Origin of the sequence: uncultured Planococcus sp. (genome assembly GCF_947501725.1) — a bacterium.
GTDB lineage: Bacteria > Bacillota > Bacilli > Bacillales_A > Planococcaceae > Planococcus > Planococcus donghaensis_C.
Genome location: NZ_CANMXD010000002.1, coordinates 314,471 through 336,068 on the forward strand (window position 1 = coordinate 314,471; position 21,598 = coordinate 336,068).

General features: G+C 46.2%; 18 protein-coding genes and 1 riboswitch. Of the genes, 13 read left to right on the forward strand and 5 right to left on the reverse strand.

Features of this window, described 5'->3' with window-relative positions; genetic code table 11:
• Positions 1-37 precede the first annotated feature (37 nt).
• Positions 38-571: a DUF2798 domain-containing protein gene (locus tag Q0785_RS03800; RefSeq protein WP_298825672.1), complete on the reverse strand. Its 534-nt coding sequence runs from the start codon at positions 569-571 to the stop codon at positions 38-40.
• Positions 572-950: 379 nt separating this feature from the next.
• Complete coding sequence (locus tag Q0785_RS03805) at positions 951-2,030, reverse strand: S-layer homology domain-containing protein (RefSeq protein ID WP_298825674.1); 1,080 nt, start codon at positions 2,028-2,030, stop codon at positions 951-953.
• 444 nt (positions 2,031-2,474) lie between these two features.
• Between Q0785_RS03805 and gdhA the strand changes: the two genes are divergently transcribed.
• From gdhA to Q0785_RS03825, 4 genes are all read left to right on the forward strand, one after another.
• On the forward strand, positions 2,475-3,857 hold the full coding sequence (gene gdhA / locus Q0785_RS03810) for an NADP-specific glutamate dehydrogenase (RefSeq protein WP_298825676.1): 1,383 nt from the start codon (positions 2,475-2,477) through the stop codon (positions 3,855-3,857).
• 215 nt (positions 3,858-4,072) lie between these two features.
• The gene (locus Q0785_RS03815; protein ID WP_298825679.1) at positions 4,073-5,200 is read left to right on the forward strand and encodes a 5-methyltetrahydropteroyltriglutamate--homocysteine S-methyltransferase; all 1,128 of its coding nucleotides are present in this window, start codon (positions 4,073-4,075) and stop codon (positions 5,198-5,200) included.
• A gap of 144 nt (positions 5,201-5,344) precedes the next feature.
• The gene (locus tag Q0785_RS03820) at positions 5,345-6,304 is read left to right on the forward strand and encodes an Abi family protein (RefSeq protein ID WP_298825682.1); all 960 of its coding nucleotides are present in this window, start codon (positions 5,345-5,347) and stop codon (positions 6,302-6,304) included.
• A gap of 30 nt (positions 6,305-6,334) precedes the next feature.
• Positions 6,335-6,874 carry a DUF1697 domain-containing protein gene (locus Q0785_RS03825; protein ID WP_298825685.1) on the forward strand — a complete coding sequence of 180 codons (540 nt, stop codon included), beginning with the start codon at positions 6,335-6,337 and terminating at the stop codon, positions 6,872-6,874.
• Positions 6,875-6,915: 41 nt separating this feature from the next.
• Here Q0785_RS03825 and mug read toward each other — a convergent pair whose 3' ends face one another.
• Both mug and Q0785_RS03835 read right to left on the reverse strand, forming a co-directional pair.
• Positions 6,916-7,422 (reverse strand): G/U mismatch-specific DNA glycosylase, encoded by a 507-nt coding sequence (gene mug / locus Q0785_RS03830; RefSeq protein ID WP_298825688.1) that lies wholly within the window; start codon positions 7,420-7,422, stop codon positions 6,916-6,918.
• Between the two features lie 42 nt (positions 7,423-7,464).
• Positions 7,465-7,671: a TM2 domain-containing protein gene (locus Q0785_RS03835; protein ID WP_223635617.1), complete on the reverse strand. Its 207-nt coding sequence runs from the start codon at positions 7,669-7,671 to the stop codon at positions 7,465-7,467.
• 584 nt (positions 7,672-8,255) lie between these two features.
• Here Q0785_RS03835 and Q0785_RS03840 point away from each other — a divergent pair.
• The 8 genes from Q0785_RS03840 to Q0785_RS03875 all read left to right on the forward strand — a co-directional run bounded on the left by Q0785_RS03840 (position 8,256) and on the right by Q0785_RS03875 (position 19,355).
• Positions 8,256-9,869 carry an alpha-glucosidase gene (locus Q0785_RS03840; protein ID WP_298825694.1) on the forward strand — a complete coding sequence of 538 codons (1,614 nt, stop codon included), beginning with the start codon at positions 8,256-8,258 and terminating at the stop codon, positions 9,867-9,869.
• Between the two features lie 595 nt (positions 9,870-10,464).
• Positions 10,465-11,142, forward strand: coding sequence for a serine/threonine protein kinase (locus tag Q0785_RS03845; RefSeq protein WP_298825697.1), 678 nt, complete (start codon positions 10,465-10,467; stop codon positions 11,140-11,142).
• A gap of 131 nt (positions 11,143-11,273) precedes the next feature.
• Positions 11,274-12,146 carry an AraC family transcriptional regulator gene (locus Q0785_RS03850; RefSeq protein ID WP_298825700.1) on the forward strand — a complete coding sequence of 291 codons (873 nt, stop codon included), beginning with the start codon at positions 11,274-11,276 and terminating at the stop codon, positions 12,144-12,146.
• A 283-nt stretch (positions 12,147-12,429) separates the two neighbouring features.
• The gene (locus tag Q0785_RS03855; protein WP_298825702.1) at positions 12,430-12,876 is read left to right on the forward strand and encodes an SRPBCC family protein; all 447 of its coding nucleotides are present in this window, start codon (positions 12,430-12,432) and stop codon (positions 12,874-12,876) included.
• Between the two features lie 148 nt (positions 12,877-13,024).
• Entirely contained in the window at positions 13,025-14,380 is a 1,356-nt protein-coding gene (locus tag Q0785_RS03860; RefSeq protein ID WP_298825705.1) for a VWA domain-containing protein, read from the forward strand.
• A 113-nt stretch (positions 14,381-14,493) separates the two neighbouring features.
• Positions 14,494-14,596: riboswitch (purine riboswitch) on the forward strand.
• Positions 14,597-14,764: 168 nt separating this feature from the next.
• Positions 14,765-15,667 (forward strand): 5'-methylthioadenosine/S-adenosylhomocysteine nucleosidase, encoded by a 903-nt coding sequence (locus Q0785_RS03865; RefSeq protein WP_298825709.1) that lies wholly within the window; start codon positions 14,765-14,767, stop codon positions 15,665-15,667.
• A 265-nt stretch (positions 15,668-15,932) separates the two neighbouring features.
• A complete protein-coding gene (locus Q0785_RS03870) occupies positions 15,933-18,668 on the forward strand; it encodes a M14 family zinc carboxypeptidase (protein WP_298825712.1) in 2,736 nt (911 codons plus the stop codon).
• Between the two features lie 204 nt (positions 18,669-18,872).
• On the forward strand, positions 18,873-19,355 hold the full coding sequence (locus tag Q0785_RS03875; protein ID WP_298825715.1) for a DUF2975 domain-containing protein: 483 nt from the start codon (positions 18,873-18,875) through the stop codon (positions 19,353-19,355).
• Positions 19,356-19,549: 194 nt separating this feature from the next.
• On the opposite strand, the gene Q0785_RS03880 is transcribed toward Q0785_RS03875, so the two are convergent.
• A complete protein-coding gene (locus tag Q0785_RS03880) occupies positions 19,550-20,044 on the reverse strand; it encodes a BsuPI-related putative proteinase inhibitor (RefSeq protein ID WP_298825718.1) in 495 nt (164 codons plus the stop codon).
• Between the two features lie 209 nt (positions 20,045-20,253).
• Here Q0785_RS03880 and Q0785_RS03885 point away from each other — a divergent pair, with 209 nt between their 5' ends.
• Positions 20,254-21,474 (forward strand): PLP-dependent aminotransferase family protein, encoded by a 1,221-nt coding sequence (locus Q0785_RS03885; RefSeq protein ID WP_298825721.1) that lies wholly within the window; start codon positions 20,254-20,256, stop codon positions 21,472-21,474.
• The last annotated feature ends 124 nt before the right edge of the window (positions 21,475-21,598 follow it).

A 21,598-nucleotide genomic window follows, 5' to 3' on the forward strand; every position in this document is an offset into this window, starting at 1 on the left:
GCTCACAGACATGTTTGTCTGTGAGCTTTTTCGACTTTTAAAGAACTTCAGCTTTTAATGAAGGTTCGGTTTCAGGAACAATTCCTGCTTTTCGGTCTTGTGCTTCATGAAGCTTGACCATAACAAAACGGGCGATCGGCTGGATGACCAGGCTTTCAGCGATCAAGACAATGACGAAGTTGCGTGGCCAATTCGCGATCCAATTGCTGAACAGTTCGGAGTGGAGACCGTTGCCGACGACATCGCCGATCAAGGTCATGGCCGCGGACATACCGAGTACGGTGAACAGGATGCGGAAAAGGATCTTCGAATTGAAGCTGTCCGATGGGTGGGTGAGCCGGGCGGTTAAGGCTTCAGCGATCCGTCCGAAAATAACGGGTTCGATGATCATCACGATGATCCACATGATTGGCAGCATTTTGACGATGCTCCAAGCAATGTCTGCATTAAATTCTCCAGCAAAGTAAATGACGCTGAACGACGTCATAAAGAGGACAGTCAGCGTAGAAATGAGTCCGCCATAAAGAAGACCTTCTTTTCCGTTGTGTGGTAATCTTTTTTCTTGGTGCATGTTCTTCTTCCTTTCAACTTGCTGTTATTCGACTTTTTATACGTGAAGTACTTAAGTAGGCAGACGGGGATTGGCATGATAAAAGACAAGATCACGGGATGCCTGAACAATTGAACCATTTTAGGTTTCCGCATGTAAACGGCCTTGTAATCATGTCCATCCCTTTATTGCATACACGATGACGCGCCTTTGGTGGAGGTTATACTCATACGAAATACGGTACGTTTTCAGTCTGTTTGTAACTATAACAAGTCCGTCTTTTTAGATGTAAGTGTCGATTCTGTGTCTTTTTTAAAAGCGCTTTATCTCATTGCAGTTTTGGGGATTTCCATGAAAAATAGCCGGTAGCCCAGGCAACCGGCTTCTTCTATGACTTATTTCATTCCACATCAATCAATTCTTTTGTTACAGTCCCGTCGAGATTCACGGATTTCACTTCGCCGAATCCTTCGACCATGTAGTAGACATGGCCATCCTCCATAAATTCTGAATTGGTAGCTACGGTCACTTCCACAGCATTCGTGAAAGTCTGATGCGCCGTTTCGACAGTCACGCCGGTACCGGTGATTTCACGCGGAGCGGCATACAGTGTATCGGTGTACCAGGCTTGGCCCACTTCCACCGGATATTCCAATTCGGTATAGGATTCCGAGTAGGGAAGCCCGAAGGTATACTGTTCATGTGTTTCAAACTCGACTGAATCGGTCAATAGGGATCCGTCTTCTCTGTAGATGCTCCAGATAAAGCCCATCTCCAACCCGTTTCGCGAAGGTACATAATTATAGGTGTGGCGTTCGATGCCGAATTCCGTATCATAGACATAGGTTTTCGTTTTGTCTCTTAAAAAGGAATCTGCAATGGTAGCATCATTTTTAAATTCTGGTTCAAGGCCGCGTGCTAAAAATGCGGAAAACTGGCCACGGGTCACCGTTGCATTCGGACGGAAGGTTTTATCGGGATAGCCATTGGTGATGTTCGCTGCCAGTATTTTCTGTACCGGTTCATAGACCCGCATCTTTGGTGAAACGTCCGTAAAGCTGACATCTGCCCGGAATGGAACGATAAACAGCCTCGACAAAATAAACGCCATCTCGGCTCGTGTTATCGTATTTTCCGGGCGATAGGTACCATCTGGATACCCTTCAATCAACTGTGCTTCTGCTGCTGCTGCAATAAAGCCGCTCGCTTTATGGGAGGCAGGAACATCTGGAAAGCCGGTATCGCGCGGTGTATCATCAAACTCTTTCAGCCGGCCGACCATAATCGCCGCTTCTGCGCGTGTCACCCCTGCATCCGGACGCATGGTGCCATCAGGATAACCCTGCAACACATCACGATCCATCAAATAGGTGATTTCCTCATAAAATCCATGAGACTCAGGTAAATCGGAAGCTCCTTCAACAGGAAATGCTAAGCCGAGCATCAATACCATTATGGCCAGCAATGATAATTTCTTCAAAGCACTCACTCCTTATCCTGGATTTCACCGCCTATGCAACCTCAAGCTACCCTCCTGACTAATGCGTTTATTTCCCCATACCCCCTATAAGTGAATAATAACGATAAATGGGGAATTCTACGTTGCACTATTTTATAGAAGGAATATCATACAAATAGAATAAATAAGAAGAATAGCCGCAGAAAAGAAGAGCATCCTTCGCAAAACACATTATTATTTTTTAAAGAAATTAATTTGTCACAAAAAAATGAAAACACTGAATAGAAGGCAATGATAGCGTTTTCTTTTTTATGGAAAACAGGTTTTAGAAGATTTGAAGGGTGCTAAGTGGCAAATATTAGTTTGCACCGTGTTGCGCCAGTTTGTATAATGAGAGTTAAATATTAAAAGATGTGAATAATTATTCAAATATAATGCATGTTTACAAGAGGGGATTGAACGCAATTGACATCTGTACACCAGGAAAATCCGATTAAGAAGCAATCGTCTTATGAATATATACAATCCATCCATAAAAAGGTTAGAGACCGGAATCCTGGAGAAGCAGAGTTTTTGCAGGCGACCTGGGAAGTCTTCGATTCTTTGCAGCCAGTATTTGAACAGCATCCGGAATACGTGGAACAAGGCATTTTGGAACGCATTTCTGAGCCGGAACGATTTATCGCGTTTCGTGTGACTTGGGAAGACGATGCCGGCAACGTGCATGTCAATCGAGGTTACCGTGTGCAGTTCAACAGTACGCTTGGGCCGTTCAAAGGCGGTCTGCGTTTCCATCCGTCCCTGACAGCGAGTGTCGTGAAATTCCTCGGTTTCGAACAAATTTTCAAGAATGCCTTGACCGGGTTGCCGATCGGCGGCGGAAAAGGCGGATCTGACTTTGATCCGAAAGGGAAGTCGGACCGTGAAATCATGCGTTTCTGCCAAAGCTTCATGACAGAGCTGACCCGCCATATCGGTCCGGATATCGATGTTCCAGCAGGGGATATCGGCGTCGGCAAACGGGAAATCGGTTATATGTTCGGCCAATACAAACGTCTCCGGAATGCTTCTGAAGCAGGTGTCTTCACAGGTAAAAATCCGGATAATGGCGGCAGCCTGATCCGTAAGGAAGCAACAGGGTATGGAACTGTCTATTTTGTTGAAGAAATGCTGAAAGAACAAGGGCATTCATTCAAAGGCAGCAAAGTCATTGTTTCGGGTTCCGGAAACGTATCGATCTATGCAATGGAAAAAGCCATTGAATTCGGTGCAACCGTCGTTGCCTGCAGCGATTCGGAAGGCTATATCTACGATCCGGACGGCATTGATGTTGAAACCGTCAAACAGCTGAAAGAAGTCGATAGAAAACGGATTTACCATTACCTTGAAAGCCATCCGAATGCGCAATACGGCAAAGAAAAATCGGAAATCTGGAAAATTCCATGTGATATCGCCCTGCCTTGCGCGACGCAGAATGAAATCGACAGAGAAAGTGCACAAGCCATGGTCGAGAATTTGGTGAAGGCTGTAGGAGAAGGCGCAAATATGCCTTGCACGGAAGAAGCGGTCCGCGTACTGACACATAATAAGGTGCTATTCGCTCCGGCGAAAGCAGCGAATGCAGGCGGCGTTGCAGTTTCTGCGATGGAAATGTCCCAGAACAGCATGCGCTATTCCTGGACAGCAGAAGAAGTGGACGAAAAACTTCTGCAAGTCATGAAAACCATTTACAAGACCTGCACAGAAACTGCCGCACAATACGGTTCACCGGGCAACCTGATTATCGGTGCCAACATCGCCGGCTTCAAAAAAGTCGCCGACGCAATGGTCAGCCACGGCTTGAACTGATTGGGTCATCGGATATAGATTAAAAGCTGTCTGAAGAAATCACTCCAGACAGACGCTTTCAAAGAGATGGGCCAAAGGAATTTGGCCCATCTCTTTGCGACCAGGCCAGCAGAGCCGAGTTGAAAAATCTTTAATGTGGAAGAAACGAAGAATAAGGCTTTATTTTGCGAAGAGCAGTACTGATCACGACCTATACCTGCTATGGAAAGAGGGACATGACATTGACGAACTCGATAACGCAAACAAATCCGGCTTTAACTCCTTTCAGAGGGGACCATGTAGGCAGCTTCCTGCGTCCGGAGCGATTGAAAAAAGCACGTCTTCAACATGAAAACGGTGAGATTACGGACAAGGAGCTCCGTCTGATTGAAGATGAGGAAATCACCAAGCTTGTTGAACAGCAAAAGTCAGCAGGGTTGCAATCTGTAACAGACGGGGAATTGCGCCGGAAATGGTGGCATTTTGATTTTCTTGGCGGCTTTGATGGAGTGGAGTTCTACGAGACGGATAAAGGACTTCAATTCAAAGGCGTGGAAACGAGAGCACATGGCATCAAAGTGACCGGCAAGATCAAGTTCAATGGCCATTACATGGTTGAGCATTTCAAGTTTCTTCAAAGTGTTGCCGGTGATGCGGTAGCCAAGTTTACAATCCCAAGCCCGAATATGCTGCTTTTCCGTGCGTCATTTGAAGATGGCGTGTACGATACGGACGAAGAGTTGTTTACAGATCTGATTAAAGCCTATCAGGATATTATTACGGCCCTTTACGATGAAGGCTGCCGTTACCTGCAGATCGATGACACCTCTTGGGCGACGTTCTTTTCTGAAGAGGGACGGGAATCTCTTCGTGCCAAAGGCCAGGATCCGGATAAAATGGCTGTACAATGTGCACGCGCCATCAATGAAGCGATTGCCGGTAAACCAGCAGACTTGCTTGTCACCATGCACATCTGCCGCGGTAATTTCAAATCCACGTATACCTCAAGCGGAGGATACGAAGCTTTGTCTGAAACGATTTTTGGCGGACTGGATGTCGATGGTCTATTCTTGGAATTCGATGATGAACGTTCAGGCGGCTTTGAACCATTGCGCCATGTCAACCGAACGAATTTGACGGTTGTCCTTGGATTGATCACTTCGAAGTTCGGTGAGTTGGAAGATCCGGAGCAAGTCAAAAAACGCATTGGCGAAGCCGCTGCCTATGTGCCATTGGAACAGTTATGCCTGAGTCCTCAATGCGGATTTTCTTCGACGGAAGAAGGAAATCTGCTGACAGCGGAACAGCAATGGGAAAAAGTCCGCCATGTCGTGAAGATTGCGGATGATGTCTGGACTGCATAAAAGCACTCCTGCCAATTAAAGAGATTCAACCTGCCGTCCCCGGCAAGAGTATATGCCGGGGACGGCTTTTTTATTTTGGTGCGCAAGTAGTTTATTAATACAGCCGTTTCGCTTACAGTTGAAGATAAGAAGAATTTGTAAAGGATGAGACATGTGAAGGATTTTGCCTCCCACGCGGAACAACTGGAGATACTCGAGGATCGAGGGTTGAAAGTGCCTGACAAAGCGGCAGCAAAACGGATTTTGTCACGCGAGAATTATTATGCTTTAATCGATGGCTATAAGGAGCCATTCCTTCTGGATGATGAACGGCTCAATCCCTATGGCCTTGAACGCTATCAAGAGGGCACGGAGTTCGGTCATATCTATGCGTTGCACAGCTTTGACCGGAAGCTGCGGCTGCTTTTGTTGAATGAATTGCTGAAATTCGAAAAAAATATCAAGTCGAAAGTGGCATACCGCTTTTCCGAAAAGTTCAGGGAAGCGGGAAGCTTTTTGGGAGCTGGTAACTATAGTCCGGACAGCCGCCACCATCATGAGCGCGACCGCATCATTTCGACGCTTGGCAATCTGATCAAAAGCCATAAGAAAAGAGACAAAGTGAGGTACCCGGCTATCCGGGAATTTTACGATAAGCATAAGAACGTACCGCTTTGGGTGCTGGTCAATTTTCTGTCGCTTGGCCAAATCACGCATTTCTATACGGTCATCGACGAAGAGCTGAGGGAGCGCATTGCCCGGGACTTTGCAGAGGAGTATAGCGAAGAGTACGGGGAGATCCATTTGAAGCCGGTGGACTTGGATGCCATTTTGCGCATTGTATTCCCGTACCGCAATAAATCTGCGCACGAAGAAGTACTCTATCGCTTTCATCTCCCGCATCCGGTGGAGCTCGGTACGTTGGAGGGGATGCTGGATATGGGAAAAGGAAGTTTGAGCGGTGCGACCGTGTTTTCCGTGCTGAGCCTGCTGAAGCTGGTGCTGTCAAAAGATGATTACGACTGGTTTTCTATGGAACTGGAGAAGATGATCCGAGAGCTGGAGGAATCGATTCCGGCGCGTGCATTCGAAAAGATTGTGAAGGATGCTGGTTTTGTGAAATAAATCCATCAGTCAACGAAGGAGAGGATTTTCATGAAGTATGTGGCATTGCTGCGGGGAATCAATGTAGGCGGTAAGAACAAAGTGGACATGAAGAAATTGAAACTGGCATTCGAAGAAGCTGGAATGTCTTCAGTCACCACTTATATCAATTCGGGAAATATCATTTTTGCTGACGAGAGCAACCGAAAAGAACAATTGGCGCCGGTTTTGGAACGGGCGATCGATAGCCGCTTTAATCTGAAAATCAATGTACTGGTCTATGATGAAGGCGAATTTCAGAAAATCGTGGAGGCCATTCCGGAAAACTGGTCGAACGATCAGCAGATGAAAAGCGATGTATTGTTTCTATGGCAGGACGTCGATGAAGAAACAGTGCTGGACGGATTGGCCATCAAGCCGGACATCGACCAGGTCATCTACGTGCCAGGTGCGATTCTTTGGGCGGTCAGTAGAGACGTGGTCACCAAAAGCGGCATGGTGAAAATCGTTGAGTCTGCCTTTTATCAGCGCGTCACCATCCGCAATGTCAACACGGTCCGAAAAATTCAGGGATTGCTGCAGAAAATATGAAACAAAAATGCCAAGCTCTGAACAACAGAGCTTGGCATTTCCTATTTGTACTCATTCAATCCGCTGTAGATCTTCACAATGTCATCCAGCTTCATGCGCACCAATCCGCTCGAGGACGGAGCGACATATTCCGCAATGCCTGGGATGACCGGTTCTTTCTGGACGCCCCAGGAAACGGTTTTTCGTTTGCTGAATTGCTGGTAGACGCCTTTGCCGACAAAACAGACGGCTTTCGGATTCAGCTGTCTGATTTTCTGTTCCAGCAGCTTTGCGCCTTCGGCATATTCCTCTTTGGAAATTTCCGCGGCTTCTTTGGTCGGACGCGCAACGATATTCGTCAGTCCATATCCAAGCGCAAGCAAATCGCTGTTTTCCTCAGGCCGGTATTTTCGAGGCGTCAATCCAGCTTGGTGGAGAATTTTCCAGAACCGGTTGTTCGGATTGGCGTAATGAAAGCCGGTTTCCGAAGAACGGATGCTCGGATTGAACCCGACGAATAAAATCTTCAAGTCTTTCTGCAGGTGGTCGGAAATCGGTTCAAGCTGCAAAATTCATTGCCTCCTTATAAACTGTAGAAATAATCCAGTGGATCAGCCTCTGCCGTGTTTTCTCTGAAAGTCTTCTTCAGACTGCAACAAGTAGAGGATTCCTTCAATTATACCAATAACTGCAGGGATGCCTGTCCAAAAGAACAGCAGATACAGAATCCCCATGCCCGGTTTGCCTAAGTAAAATTTATGCGCACCGAAGTCACCAAGGAAAATCGCGAGCAGCGCGGCTGCCAATTTATTCTTCATTGTAGATCATCCTTTCCGTTTCTATAATCATGTATTCCCGAATTTCATAAAGTTAATGATGATATGAACCAGCAAAGAAATTATTCGTGGCAACTCAAAAGTACATGCCGTCCACCTCGGAATCTGTTCTTTTAAAACGGTGAGCAGCATGATTTTATTTTAGAGTTCCTCAGCCAACATTATTTAAATATCGCTCCTGATTTCCAGCGCGATTGATGTAAACGTGAAATAAGTCATAAATTAGACATGTGTCCACATGAAAACGGTATCATAAAAAATAATGTCAGAAAACTTCACAAATAAGGTTTTTTTCTTGGTATAGCGGTTATATAAAAAGATATTCACAAGGGGGAAGGTGATGTATCCAACTAACAATCCATAAAATAGTCGGTCTGGTGCCTTGGTAATTTTTTGTGAATTCTGCTACACTATCAACTTGTAATTAGTTTTTCTAAAAAAATGTTGCTGGATAATGGAAACGAATAAAAGTTGAAATAGGCGTTAGGACATCTTCGGAACAAATCAGGGGTTAAGGCCGATTGATTGATAGGGAGACGGGCCAAGGTCTTTGTGAGGGATCAGTTATGAACAAGAAATGGTGGAAAGAAGCAGTTGCATATCAGGTGTATCCGAGGAGTTTTAAGGATTCGAACAGTGACGGCGTTGGCGATATCAACGGCGTGACGAGTAAGTTGGATTATTTGAAAGACCTTGGGATTGATGTGATTTGGATTTGTCCAATGTATAAGTCACCCAATGATGACAATGGTTATGACATAAGCGACTATCAGGATATTATGGAAGAGTTCGGAACGATGGCGGATTTTGACCGCTTGCTCGAAGAAGTGCATGCGCGGGATATGAAGCTGATCATCGATTTGGTCATTAATCATACAAGCGATGAGCATCCGTGGTTCATGGAATCACGCGCTTCACTTGATAACGACAAACGTGATTGGTATATCTGGAGCGATGAGCCGACCAATTGGGAAAGTATTTTCGGCGGAACTGCCTGGGAATACGATCAGGAAACCAAACAATATTATCTGCATTTATTTTCTAAAAAACAGCCGGACTTGAACTGGGAGAACCCGGAAGTGCGGCAGTCTTTGTATGACATGGTCAATTGGTGGCTCGACAAAGGGATCGATGGATTCCGGGTAGATGCCATCAGCCATATCAAAAAAGAGTTGAGTGACATCGAGGACCCGGAACAGAATCTGTATGTGCCGGCATGGGAAAAGATGATGAATGTCAAAGGCATCCAACCGCTGCTTGCGGAACTGCGTGATCAGACATTTGCGAAACACGACATCATGACGGTCGGCGAAGCGAATGGCGTCCAGGCAGGTGACATCAAGGAATGGATTTCCGAGGATGACGGGAAATTCGATATGGTGTTCCAATTCGAAAGCATGGGCCTTTGGGATACCGATTCGACAACGGGAATCGACGTGCCGAAGCTGAAAGAAGTGCTGACCAAATGGCAGAAAGCTGTGGAAGGCCATGGTTGGAACGCATTGTTCGTGGAAAATCACGACAAGCCGCGCATTGTCTCTTCCTGGGGCGACGACCAGCAGTACTGGCGTGAAAGTGCCACGGCGATTGCCTGCATGTATTTCTTCATGCAGGGCACGCCGTTCATCTACCAGGGACAGGAAATCGGCATGACCAATGCGCCGTTTGAAGAACTGGCGCATTACAACGATATCCAAACGCATAACCTGTACCATTTCAACCGTTCGGAAGGCATGGAGCATGACGCCGTGATGACCATCATCAAAGCGCAGAGCCGTGACCATTCCCGCACGCCGATGCAATGGGATGCCAGCCCGAATGCCGGATTTTCAGACGGCGAGCCGTGGCTCCGCGTCAATCCGAATTACGAAGAGATCAATGTGGCAGCGCAGCTGCGGGATCCGCACTCCGTTCTCTGGTTTTACCGGAAAATGATCTGGCTGCGCAAGCAACAGGAGGTCCTCGTTTACGGAAATTACGAGCTACAGGATGTCGGCCACGAATCGATTTATGCCTATACCCGTACGAATGAAGAAAAGACCTTATTGGTCATCACCAATTTGACGGAATACGCCTGCTATTGGGACGAGCCAGAATCCGCACGCTGCTTGTTGAACAATTATCAGCAGCCGGATCCAAAACAATTGCAGCCTTTTGAAGCACGCGTTTACGAATTGTGAAGCTGAAAGCCCCTGCCCTCAAGCGAATTGCTTGAGGGCAGGGGCTTTTGTGTTGGGGACAGCGGCGGATGAGCGGAGAATTTGCTGTAGCGCAAACAAAGTCTACTATTCCGCAAACAAACCGGATATTGCGCAAACAAACATCGGTATTCCGCAAACAACGGTGTCGATTCCGCAAACAAATCCTCCACAGCGCATGTAATGCAAGAACTACGCCTGTTTTATTCCCCTTAATATGAATAAAATCTGTAAGTCAGATGAAATGATGGATTTTCGCCTATTATGTAGTTATAGTTGGGCTGCATACCAGACTTAAGGCAGGCATCCCAAACTTCATCCTTAAAAAGAAAAAAACACCTTGCCCGAGGGCAAGATGTTTTTCGATAGTTTGCGGCGTATCAAGCCACGCTCCACAACGTGTTTCCAAAAAGGAGTGCTTGTCCGTCTTACGCAAACGAGCTCATCGCGTAGTTAACAATAGAGCATGTGCATGAGTCTGTCAATGTTTTCGCCGAAATGGGATCTTAGCGTGGAGACATTCGTCAAATAATGACCAAGAATCGCTACGCAATTTTGGGGATAAGGGAGAGTTGTTATGGAGAAATCATGGCAAGAGATTGCGGAATTGCTGTCAGCAATCAAAATAGTAGCCAATCCGGATAATGAACCGGTTAGCATAGAAGGGATTGCAGAGGGATTCCGCTGCATCGGAGTCGGGACTGATGCAGCAGTGTTTCAATTTTTGGAGGCGCCAAAATATGCTTTCAAGATATATGCAGAAAACAAAAAGGACAAGCTGGAAGCCGAGGCGAAGGTTTATGCACAGATCGATTCGTCCTACTACTTCTCCAGCTGTTATGGTCTAACGGACCGATTGCTGGTGATCAAGTACGAAGAAGGCCTAACCCTGTTCGATTGTCTGCTGCAGGGAGTTCATGTTTCGAAACGAGTGATGGAGGATGTAGAAGAGGCCAGGAATTATATCCGGCAAATCGGGTTAAATCCACGGGATATCCATTTGAAGAATATTTTATTGCAGAACGGGCGGGCGAAGCTTCTGGATGTTTCCGAGTATATAAAACCCGGCAATGATTTTAGGTGGGAGCATTTGAAAAAAGCCTATGAGGAATATTATCCACTCATCGATGGCAAGCCGATGCCGTACTGGCTATTGGACACCATTAGGAAGTGGTACCATCATTGGAACCGATACTCGTCTTCTTTTGATGAGTTCATGAAGATCGTCTCGAAACAGATGAGTTACTGGAAATAGTAACGTCTTCAATGAGTTTCCGGCTGAGAAAACTATGCGGGAACAACAATGAAACGACCATTTCCGTACAGGAAAAATCGGATGCGCCGGTTTTATTCAGCTTAGAATTGAAAGGGAAAGGAGGGTTATGCATGGATATGCTGAAGGATATGAATGAAGCGCTGCGCTATATAGAGGGCCATCTGGATGAAGACATCGATTTCACTAAAGTAGCGGCAATTGCCGGCGTGTCGGAATTCCATTTCCGGAAAATGTTTTCGTATTTGTCGGGCATGGGATTGAGCAGCTACATCCGCAGCCGGAGATTGTCGGAAGCCGCGATCGATCTGCAGCGGGAACAAAGAGTGTTGGATGTAGCCGTCAAATACGGTTATGACTCGGCAGACGGCTTCAGCCGGGCGTTCCGTGAATGGTCTGGCATGAGTCCATCGGAAGTGAAGAACAGCGACCGCTTCAAAGCATTTCCACGCCTGACTTTCCAATTGACGATTCAAGGAGGGATGGATATGGAATACCGCATTGCAGAAAAAGATGCCTTTAAATTGGTGGGAATCAAAAAACGCGTGCCTATCGTTTTCGAAGGGCACAATCCGGAAATCATGAAGATGGCGCAGTCCATTACTGGCGAACAGCGCGAGCAATTGCAACAATGGCGCAACACGGATGTCCAGACTGTCGTTAACGCATCGCTTAACTTTGATGATGAGCGCTTGGAGGAAAAAGGCCAGCTGGATCATCTGGTGGGATCGATTACGACCTTAGAAGGCGATTTCGAAGGCTTTGATATCGTGGAAGTGCCTGCGGGAAGATGGGCGATTTTCAGTCTGGAAGGTCCGTTTCCGCAAAAGCTGCAGGACACCTGGGGAAAAATCTTTTCGGACTGGCTGCCATCTTCAAACTATGAATTGGTCCACGGACCGGAAATTTCCTTCAACGGGGATATGTCGGATCTGCAGAATGTCTATAGTGAAATCTGGATTCCGGTGAAGAAACGCCAGGAATGACAGTTGCTCTCCAGCGCATCAGCGGCTTCAGTGGCCGTTGATGCGCTGGAGAGTTTTTTGATGTGAATAAAAACGGGGTTCTTGTAAACACGAAAAAACTGATTTCCCACTATCATTTCTTGAAAGCAATGGTTTCGACCGGCACAAGTGCCTTTCTTTTACAATGTCCTAAAAGGATAATAAGATGAACCTACATAAAGAAAAGGGAAATTGTGTGCATTAACTGAAAAACAGTGGATATGGCCTAAATGGTGAAAATCAGTATACGGAGGAGGAAAAAAGCATGTGGGCGATTCGAAAAAGTATTGTGATCGATCGGTCGGTTGAGGAAGTTTTCAACTATGCGTCAAATCCTGTTTATTGGCACCAATGGTATACAGGTCTTTCGGAACTTGAGAATTTAAAAGGGGACGGTGAAGTAGGGACAACCATGGACATGAAATATACCTTGCTGGGGATGAACCTGCCCATATCACTTGAAGTGATGGAAAAATCACGTGCAGGCAATAGCCGTTTTTGGAACGGCCACATCAGTGGAGCCATCAATTCAAAGCAGTCTTGGACTTATCATACTGAAGGAACCGGAACAGAGGTCAAGTTTGAAATGGAATATGAATTGCCGGGCAGTGTCCTGGGGAAAGTCGCCAATAAGCTGATCGTGAAAAAGCTGATGGACAATTCGGCAGAACAGACCCTGAAAAATCTTAAAGATATTTGCGAAACAGACTGACGCCATGAGGCCGAAGAGCCATACCCCACCAGTGAACTGGATGGAAGGTATGGCTTTTTATTTATTGGAAATAACTCTGGAAAACGAAACTTCTTTATGGACAAAGCCGTAAACTGATTAAAGAAAGACGAATGGAGTGAAATGCTTTATGAAGAAGTTCAACGGATTGATGGTGGCTGGCTTTTTATCCACCGCAATACTTACGGGATGTTCCGGTAATGAAGGTGAGGCAACTAAGGTGCCGGCTGCTGGGCAAGAGAAAACAGCTGAAGAAGAAACGGTGGCAGAAACCGAAATTGCGGAAGCGGCTGTACATAATGTAGAAGAGATTGTGAAAGAGAAGGGCAAATACAATATCCAGCAAATGACGGATCAGCAAAAGGAGGAGCTGCAAGCAGAACTGGAAGCGGCACCTGAAGGAATGTCAGGAGAGGAGGCCTATTCCTTTGCAGTCTCACTGGTGGCAGTGGACATTGAGGAAGCCGCAGAGAAATTTGAAGCCATTGATCCCGTGATTACCATGGATTCCTCTACTACGGAAGACAGCATCACATTGCCTCAGGAAGAAACGGTGAATGTCGCAATTCTGCTCGATGCAAGTGGAAGCATGGCAGGACAGGTATCGGGTGGTGAAAAGATGAAACTGGCTAAAGAGGCAGTGCAGACATATGCAGCAGACTTGCCGGAAGGATCCAACGTCATGCTTCGGGTTTATGGACATGAAGGGACCGGCACCAATGCGGACAAGGATATGTCCTGTAACAGCAACGAAGTGGTCTATGATCTGGGTGTCTATGATGAGCAGGCATTCAGCAAATCCTTGGATCAGTTCGCTCCGACAGGTTGGACACCTTTAGCAGGGGCGATTGAAGCTGCGGAGGAAGATCTCAAAGAACAAAAAGGTGACAATGTCCGTAATGTGGTATATGTAGTCAGTGATGGAATTGAAACTTGTGGCGGTGATCCAGTGTCTGCTGCTGCTTCATTGACTGGATCCGCTATTCAGGCGGAAGTGAACATCATCGGCTTTGATGTTGACAATGAAGGCCAGGCACAGCTTGAAGCTGTAGCAAAAGCGGGAAATGGACAATATAAATCCGTCTATTCGGAGAGCGATTTAAATGAGTACCTCAAACAGGAACATAGTCGCCTTTACTGGGAATGGCTGGCGTGGGGAAATGACCGATATTTGGAAATCCTCCAGCAAAGCAACGATATTGCCGGAGACTTATTGATGTACAATAATGAAATCTACGGGAAATCCCTGGCTGAAAACAATAAAATGCATAGCCTGCAATATGAGCTGAAGGAGTTTGGGAAATTCAAAGACGAGGAAGCGGCCGACCAATACAATAAATTGGCAACTACGAGACATGAAACCCTTACTCAATACTTCAGGCAGGAAAAAGAGCGGAAAGATGCCATCCGCAAAGATATATATGAACAATTGGAAAAGAAGGTCAAAGAAAAAAGTGAGGAAAAAGAAGGGGATTACGCTTCTTAAAGAGTGAAAACCATCACTATATCCTGATTTAACGAACATTAAAATGTTACTTATGGTTTAATGTTCGTTATTTTGTTGACCAGCTATATTGTGTTTGCTATAGTTGCCAAGTGACAGACAAACAATATATCGCTCGTATAAACTCGGTAATACGGTCCGAGTGTTTCTACCAGGTTCCCCTTAAAGAACCGGACTACGAGCCGAAGTATCTGGTTAGCCGAGTTTTCGGCCAATCACTTTTTGAATGCGTGGCGTGTGGATCAGCTCTCCTTATTCAATTTAAACTTTGGCTCCCGAATGTCCAAAAGTTAGAGATTTGGACCGTTTTAGGGCCTTTTTCTTTGGCCGCATTGCTGTTGAGCAGACATCAAGGAGGAAATTCACATGAAAAAGAGTCAATCGAAGAAAAGGTTCAGCAAACATATTTTATTATCCATCATGGCCATGATCTTATTTACGATGCTGGCTGGGTGCAGTTCAGCGGATGAAGCTGAAGCAACAGAAGACAAAGAAGAAACCAAACGACCGATCCTGATTCAGGGACCCATGCCAATCGAAGCTGAAACCTTCGCGGAGCGCCTTGAAAACGTAAAGGTGGAAGAATCAGGTTCGACGTATGAATTTTATATCGGTACGGTTGATGGCTATCCAGTCATCGTATCGAAAACAGGCAAAGGCATGGAAAACGCGGCTGCCTCTACGGCAATCGCTATTGAAAAATACAATCCGGCAGCCATCATCAATCAGGGAACGTCAGGTGGGCACGATCCGGAACTGAATGTGTTTGATATCGTTCTTGGAGAACGTACGGTCAACATCGGCTCAATGAAGACCGGAGACCGTGCAGCAGGTGAAGGAATTGAACCGACTGAATGGAAGCCGATGGACGTCATGGCTTCTGAAGGAAGTGCAGGAGAAGATCCGAATGCGGAAAAGGCCCGCTATTATGAAGGGGATGCTGATCTATTGGCTGCAGCGAACGCAGTGAAGGACAGCTATACCAAAGGGAAAATCGTTGAAGGGACAATCGGTTCGGCTGACTTGTGGAACAACGAAGTGGACCGCATCAACTGGTTCCATGAAAACTATGGCACATCAGTTGAAGAAATGGAATCGGCATCTGTTGCGATGATTTCGAAAGCCTATGACGTACCTTTCCTCGCAATCCGAATTCTGTCGAACAATAAAACCAACGACGGCGCTTATAATGCAGACACGGCAGTAGCGAACCAGGAATATGTCTATGAGGTTGTTAAAGAGTATATTGCTTCTTTAGAAAGTGAATAAAGAAAAACTTCAATCATTGAGGCCCTGCACGAACTTTTGTTTCTTCTCAAAAGTTTGTGCTTTTTTTGTATAATGACTGAATGGTCCTATTTTCAGATTTTAACCAGGTGACTATCAAACTATAGTTGACAGAAGAAATGGATTGAAAAACTGGAAGAAAGTACTGACTTTGAAAAACAATTGATTTAGCTTTTCGGAATGCGAAATATTCTGTTATATTGGTGGGTGTAAGAACCAAATCAAATTGGAAGGGATGGGTGAATGGATGAAAAAAATGATTTCGAGTGTGGCAGCAGCCGTTTTGATGTTGTCGTTGTTTGTGCCGTCAATGGCCGCTGTTGAGACAGATCAGGCCACGGAATTGGAACTCAGCCAATCGGTATTTTCAATGACAGAAGTGCGTACTGTAGAACTCAGCGCTGATTTAGGAGAAGGTGTGGACCTGCAGAATCTGAAGTTTCAATTTGGAGGCAAACCATTGTCCGAATGGCAGACTTGGACCTCAGGAACTAATTACGACGGCGCTCCTTTCATTACCGTTATTGAAGGACCTGCCCTCGTGGAAGGTACCACTGAAATCGCAGCAACATTGGAGTTCGGTTTGCCTTACGGGACGGGAGATTTATCAAACCGTACAATCCGTACGCAATATCAGCAGTTCATCGGTGACTATGAATTGGCCATGATCGATTCAGAAAGCGGCGCTAAAGCGGCTGCAACTGTCGAGTGGAATGTCTATGACGAATTCAAAGTCTACGACGAATTGAAACCAGCGATCGATGAAATTTTCGAAGCTGCTGAAGAAGACGGTGATAATGACCGGTATCTTGAGTATCAAAAAGTAGGGGAAACCTCTCAAGGGCGCGACATTCATTTCGTCATTCTTGCGAGAGATGAAGAGGCAGTGGATACATATCTTCATGAAACACTGCCGACAGCTTTGGAAGATCCGGCAAGCCTGATCGAAAAGCTTGAAGATGGATCGATGGAAGATTACCAGGTTCCAATCTGGTTCAATAATATCCACCCGGATGAAGTGGAAGGTGTGGATGTTCAAGTTGAATTGCTGGAGAAGTTTGCACTCGAAGAAGAAATCATCTTCAATAATACAGAAGGTACAACGGAAATTAGCGAGACCCTGAATGTGGACGATGTTTTGGATGATGCGATTTTCCTGTACATGTTCACAAGTAACCCGGATGGCAGAGCGGCCAATACACGGGCAAATGGTGAGGGCTTTGACTTGAATCGGGATAATGCTTACCAAACGCAGTTAGAGACACAGCAGGTGAATGAAGTGGTGTCACAGTGGACCCCTTTATCTTTCATCGATTTTCATGGCTATGTCGATGGGTTCTTGATTGAACCGGCTACACCGCCGCATAACCCGAATTTCGAATATGACTTGTTGATCGGCAATATGATGGAACAAGCACATGCTTTAGGCAATGCGGGAATCGCCAATTCAGATCTGACCTCTTATTTTATTGCCAAAGAAGGCTACGAATCTGGTTGGGATGATATGACCCCGGCCTACACTGCGATGTATGGCATGCTCCATGGTGCGCTCAGCCACACAATCGAAGTGCCGACGCTCAGCCAGGATTCTTACAATGCCTTAGTGGGCAGTGGATTGGGTGCAGCAAAATATGTGCATGACAATAAAGATGATTTGTATAAAGAACAGTTGGAGATTTTCAAACGTGGAGTCAACGGAGAAGACAATCGTGCTGTCGATGAGCATCTGGTCAACGCAGCGGGTGAGTCCATCGGCCGGATCCGTGACGGCAATGAAAACTTCTTCCCGGATTATTATGTCATTCCGGCAGATTCCAAAACGCAAAAAAATGTATTGGAAGCTTATAAGATGGCGGAGTATTTGATCCGCAATGGTGTGGAAGTCGAGAAGACGACCAAGCCGACAGCCATTGACGGCATAACGTATCCGAAAGGAACATTCATCGTGCCGATGCATCAGGCGAAACGCGGATTGGCAAATGCCATGCTATATGAAGGAGACGATGTATCCGATTGGGATGCAATGTACGACCCGATCGTCGTCAACTTTTCCGATTTGAGAGGGTTCGACCTTGTGGAAGTTCGTGAGGAAGGACTGTTTGACGGCAAGACCAAGGAAGTATCTGAAGTAGTCATTCCAACAAGCGATATTCAAGGAAATCCGCCTAAACAAATTCTTGAAAACTCGACCAATGACGCAGTTCGTGTCGTTAATGCTTTGCTTGCTGAAGGCAAGACAGTGGAAGTGCTGACAGAGAGCATCGGACGAGCAGAAGCAGGCGATTATGTAGTAGCTACGAATGATTTGCGTCCGTATGCAGATGATTATTATTTTGAAGCGCAGTCTTTCGGCAACGATAAAAATGCCGCTGTTGAAGTTCTGGAGCAGCCAAGTGTTGCAGCAACCGGTTCTGCGCAATTGAACTTCTCCTTGCGCCAGCTCGGCTTCGAGTTGGTGGAGCCAGAGAATGCGGATGTCATCGTCAGTGATGCCAGCGCGTTTGATGCTCAACAAGTGAGCGGTAAAACCTATGTCGGCATCGGTACACCGGCATTGAAGGCAGTCAGTGATAGTGGATTGCTTCCAGGGTTTGCGTTCAGCAACACAGGCGCCAGACATGAAGGCCTCGTAAAAGCCACAGTTGCTGAAAATCTGTTGACTGCGGGTTATGAGCAGCAGGAAAACTTATATGTAACGACCGGTTCTTGGATTTCCAGTGTTCCGGAAAGTGCAGCAGTATTGGCCAGCTTCCAGGACAGCGATGATTTCTATATTGCCGGCTGGTGGCCGGAACACGAAAAAGCTCGCGGCCAAACGATGGCATTTACAGCAGATAGCGGCGAGACGACGTACACGCTGTTTGCCAATGATTTGGCTTTCCGTGCCCATACCGAACACTCTTACCGTTTGTTGGCCAACTCGATCTACGATGCAGTCCGCGTAGAGGTACCGGTTGAAACCAGCAAAGCTAAAAAACCATGAGCACTAGCAGTAAGTTTCTTTGATGAATAAAATAAGCAAAGAGCATTCCCGCCAATCTGACAAGAATGGTGGGAATTTTTTTGGTTTTTAAAAATTTGATGGCAACTAACAACAATTAAATAGTAGTAAACAACATTTATTTATTGTAATACGATAAATAATAAGTTATTATGAATGCAATAACAAATAAGCGAGGTGTTTTTCATGAGCCGAGGATCCACCCTTTTTCTCAAGACCGTCATTATTCTTATGGGATTGCCGGTGCTGGCTGTATGCATATATGGCTTGTCCAGGTTCGATCCTAATTCCCCCTATTGGGCACTGCCTGAGCTGGAAAAGTTGCAGTATCCATTATTGATCGGCATGTATTTGGCTATGATTCCCTTCTTTATCGCCTTGTATCAGACGTTAAAACTATTGAGTTATATTGACCGGAACGAGGCATTCTCGAAGCTGTCGGTCAAAGCTTTAAAAACCATCAAATATTGTGCGATCACCATCAGCGTCATCTATGTTTTGGAGCTGCCCTTTTTGTACCTGTTGACAAAAGCTGACGATGCGCCGGGCATCCTGATCGGCATCGTTGTTATTTTTGCTTCAATGGTGGTGGCCGTTTTTGCGGCTGTTCTTCAACGGCTGCTGCAGGACGCCATCGATATAAAAGCGGAAAACGATTTGATCGTCTGAGCTGAAGTGAAAGTAAAGGTGACCATCATTACTGTTGATGTGATGCTGGCTAAGTGAAAAGTAGGTGTCACCGAGCTTTCGGAAGTTGAAAAAAAAAAGACCATCCACTTGATGGTCTTTTTCATGTCTTCATCTTTAATCGTTCTGCTGGCAGTAGAGGAAGAAGGAAAGCTGCTTGGAATAGAGGTTCCGCCTTATTCCACAACGTGCTCGGTCGTCACTTCATAAGTCTCGCCTTGCCGAGGTGTCAGCCAGGCGGTCAGTTCATAGGTGCCCGGTTCCAGTTCAAGCGGCGGAATTTCAAACTCATAACTCAGTTCATCCCCCTGATCGACGGTTTCTTCACCCAATGCCTGCAAGTAGCTGCTGACGGATGAAAAAAGGAAAACTTCTTCACCGTTTTCATTAGCCAGTGAAAAGTCGTAGCGCTGGCTGCTGGTGAATTCAAATGTATGCGCTTCGTCTGTCTGGTTCACTAAACTGTAGCGATAGGTATCCTCTTGGAGTTGTTCGATAGTGGGTTCCATTTCACCTTCTGTACTGCCTCCAGTCGTTTCATCATTTGTATCGGGTTCTTCGGTCGTTGGGTTGTCAGAAGAATTTTCATTTCCCTGTCCGCTGCCGCAAGCTGCCAAAAGTAGTGCGGTTATCAGAATCAAAAAGGCTCCCAGCCAAAATTTATTTTTCATGGATATGCCTCCTCGTATGCTAAGAAATAAGTGAATCACTTTAGCATAAGAACGTTAAAGCGCCGAAAAAGTTACAGGGCTCGTATGAAAACAGGGGAATACGGCAGGTATTTTTATGACAGCCTACACATTGCAGGCCGCACCCTGTAGAATAAGAAATAAGAGATTTCACATTATTCCATCAGCCAGACGAAAGGGGAACGACCTACGTGAAAACAGACTTCCATTTTTCAAAAGATATTGAAATGGCTTTTAAAAATGACCCGCCCGGCCAGTGGCTCTCGGCATTGCCGCCGGGCTGCCTGCGCCTCAGTTCTGGGTATCCCGCACCCGCTTTAGTTCCTACTGAAGAAATCAAATTAGCGGTGGCCCGCTTGCTTGATGAGGAGCAAGACTTGCCGCTCCATTACCTGGGCAGTCCACGGGTTCCGCAGCTGAAGGAATTCCTTCGGGAACGCATGGGACAACGCGGCGTTGAAACAGCGGATGAAGAGCTTCTCGTGACTTCCGGTGCCTGCCAGGCCATTGATTTGATTGCGCGTGTTCTATTGGATGACGAAGCTGTCGTGGCAGTCGAATCGCCGACCTATATGGAAGCCCTGGAAATTTTCCAGAACTACACAGAGCATTACATGACGGTCCCAATTGATGAAAATGGGCTACAGACAGAGCAGCTTGCAGAAATGTTGGCAGACCGCAAAGAAAAAGGGCAGCCATTGCCAAGACTGCTGTATACGATACCGACTTACCAGAATCCGACAGGCACGACGCTGTCGCCGGAACGCAGACAGCATGTGCTGGAGCTTGCGGAACAATACGATTTCATCATTCTGGAAGATGACGCGTATGGAGAGCTGGGCTTTCATGAAGGCCCACAGCTGCTGAAGGCCATGGACACCAATAACCGTGTACTCTACGTGGGTTCATTATCAAAAGTGGTGGCTCCAGGCATGCGGATTGGCTGGGTTGTCGCGGATAGCCAAATCATCGATCCTTTGAACTGGTTCAAAAAAGACCTCAACCATCCATTCGATCAGGCGACGATGGCTTCGTTCCTGGAAGCCACCGATTTTGATGGACACCTGAAATTTTTGACGGATGCCTACGAGTCGAAGTGTGCTAGCATGCTGGCGGCTTTAGAAGAATTTTTGCCTCCTGCGGTTTCCTGGTTCGTTCCGAAAGGCGGATATTTTGTATGGATCAAAATTCCGGGTGTCGATACTTCGGAATTGCTTCCGGAAGCATTAGCTGCAGGGGTTTCCTTCGTCCCGGGCAAATACTTTTTCCTGAATCAGGAGGAAGGGCTCGAGTATCTTCGGTTGTCGTTCAGCTATGCCAATGAAGAAGAAATCGTTAAAGGCGTAGAATTGCTTGGACAGGTGGCTGGAGTGAATATTCCCCAGGCCAAAAATAGCCTCGATCAGCAGTAAAGTGAAACTTTACTCAGCAGCTGTTCCATCCCACAGCGGCTATTCCTTTCAATAAAATAGTTTTTTCGTTACGCGCTCATTGCCCTGGCAATAGAGCGCGTTTTTTGATCTTCCGGCTTTTCTT

What these genes read in the sequence shown, in the direction of transcription:
- Q0785_RS03815 (WP_298825679.1), top strand. Translation starts at nt 4,073, where the DNA reads ATGACATTGACGAACTCGATAACGCAAACAAATCCGGCTTTAACTCCT.
- Q0785_RS03820 (WP_298825682.1), top strand. Translation starts at nt 5,345, where the DNA reads ATGAGACATGTGAAGGATTTTGCCTCCCACGCGGAACAACTGGAGATA.
- Q0785_RS03870 (WP_298825712.1), top strand. Translation starts at nt 15,933, where the DNA reads ATGAAAAAAATGATTTCGAGTGTGGCAGCAGCCGTTTTGATGTTGTCG.
- Q0785_RS03825 (WP_298825685.1), top strand. Translation starts at nt 6,335, where the DNA reads ATGAAGTATGTGGCATTGCTGCGGGGAATCAATGTAGGCGGTAAGAAC.
- Q0785_RS03855 (WP_298825702.1), top strand. Translation starts at nt 12,430, where the DNA reads ATGTGGGCGATTCGAAAAAGTATTGTGATCGATCGGTCGGTTGAGGAA.
- Q0785_RS03850 (WP_298825700.1), top strand. Translation starts at nt 11,274, where the DNA reads ATGGATATGCTGAAGGATATGAATGAAGCGCTGCGCTATATAGAGGGC.
- Q0785_RS03835 (WP_223635617.1), bottom strand. Translation starts at nt 7,671, where the DNA reads ATGAAGAATAAATTGGCAGCCGCGCTGCTCGCGATTTTCCTTGGTGAC.
- Q0785_RS03875 (WP_298825715.1), top strand. Translation starts at nt 18,873, where the DNA reads ATGAGCCGAGGATCCACCCTTTTTCTCAAGACCGTCATTATTCTTATG.
- Q0785_RS03865 (WP_298825709.1), top strand. Translation starts at nt 14,765, where the DNA reads ATGAAAAAGAGTCAATCGAAGAAAAGGTTCAGCAAACATATTTTATTA.
- Q0785_RS03800 (WP_298825672.1), bottom strand. Translation starts at nt 571, where the DNA reads ATGCACCAAGAAAAAAGATTACCACACAACGGAAAAGAAGGTCTTCTT.
- Q0785_RS03880 (WP_298825718.1), bottom strand. Translation starts at nt 20,044, where the DNA reads ATGAAAAATAAATTTTGGCTGGGAGCCTTTTTGATTCTGATAACCGCA.
- Q0785_RS03860 (WP_298825705.1), top strand. Translation starts at nt 13,025, where the DNA reads ATGAAGAAGTTCAACGGATTGATGGTGGCTGGCTTTTTATCCACCGCA.
- Q0785_RS03845 (WP_298825697.1), top strand. Translation starts at nt 10,465, where the DNA reads ATGGAGAAATCATGGCAAGAGATTGCGGAATTGCTGTCAGCAATCAAA.
- Q0785_RS03840 (WP_298825694.1), top strand. Translation starts at nt 8,256, where the DNA reads ATGAACAAGAAATGGTGGAAAGAAGCAGTTGCATATCAGGTGTATCCG.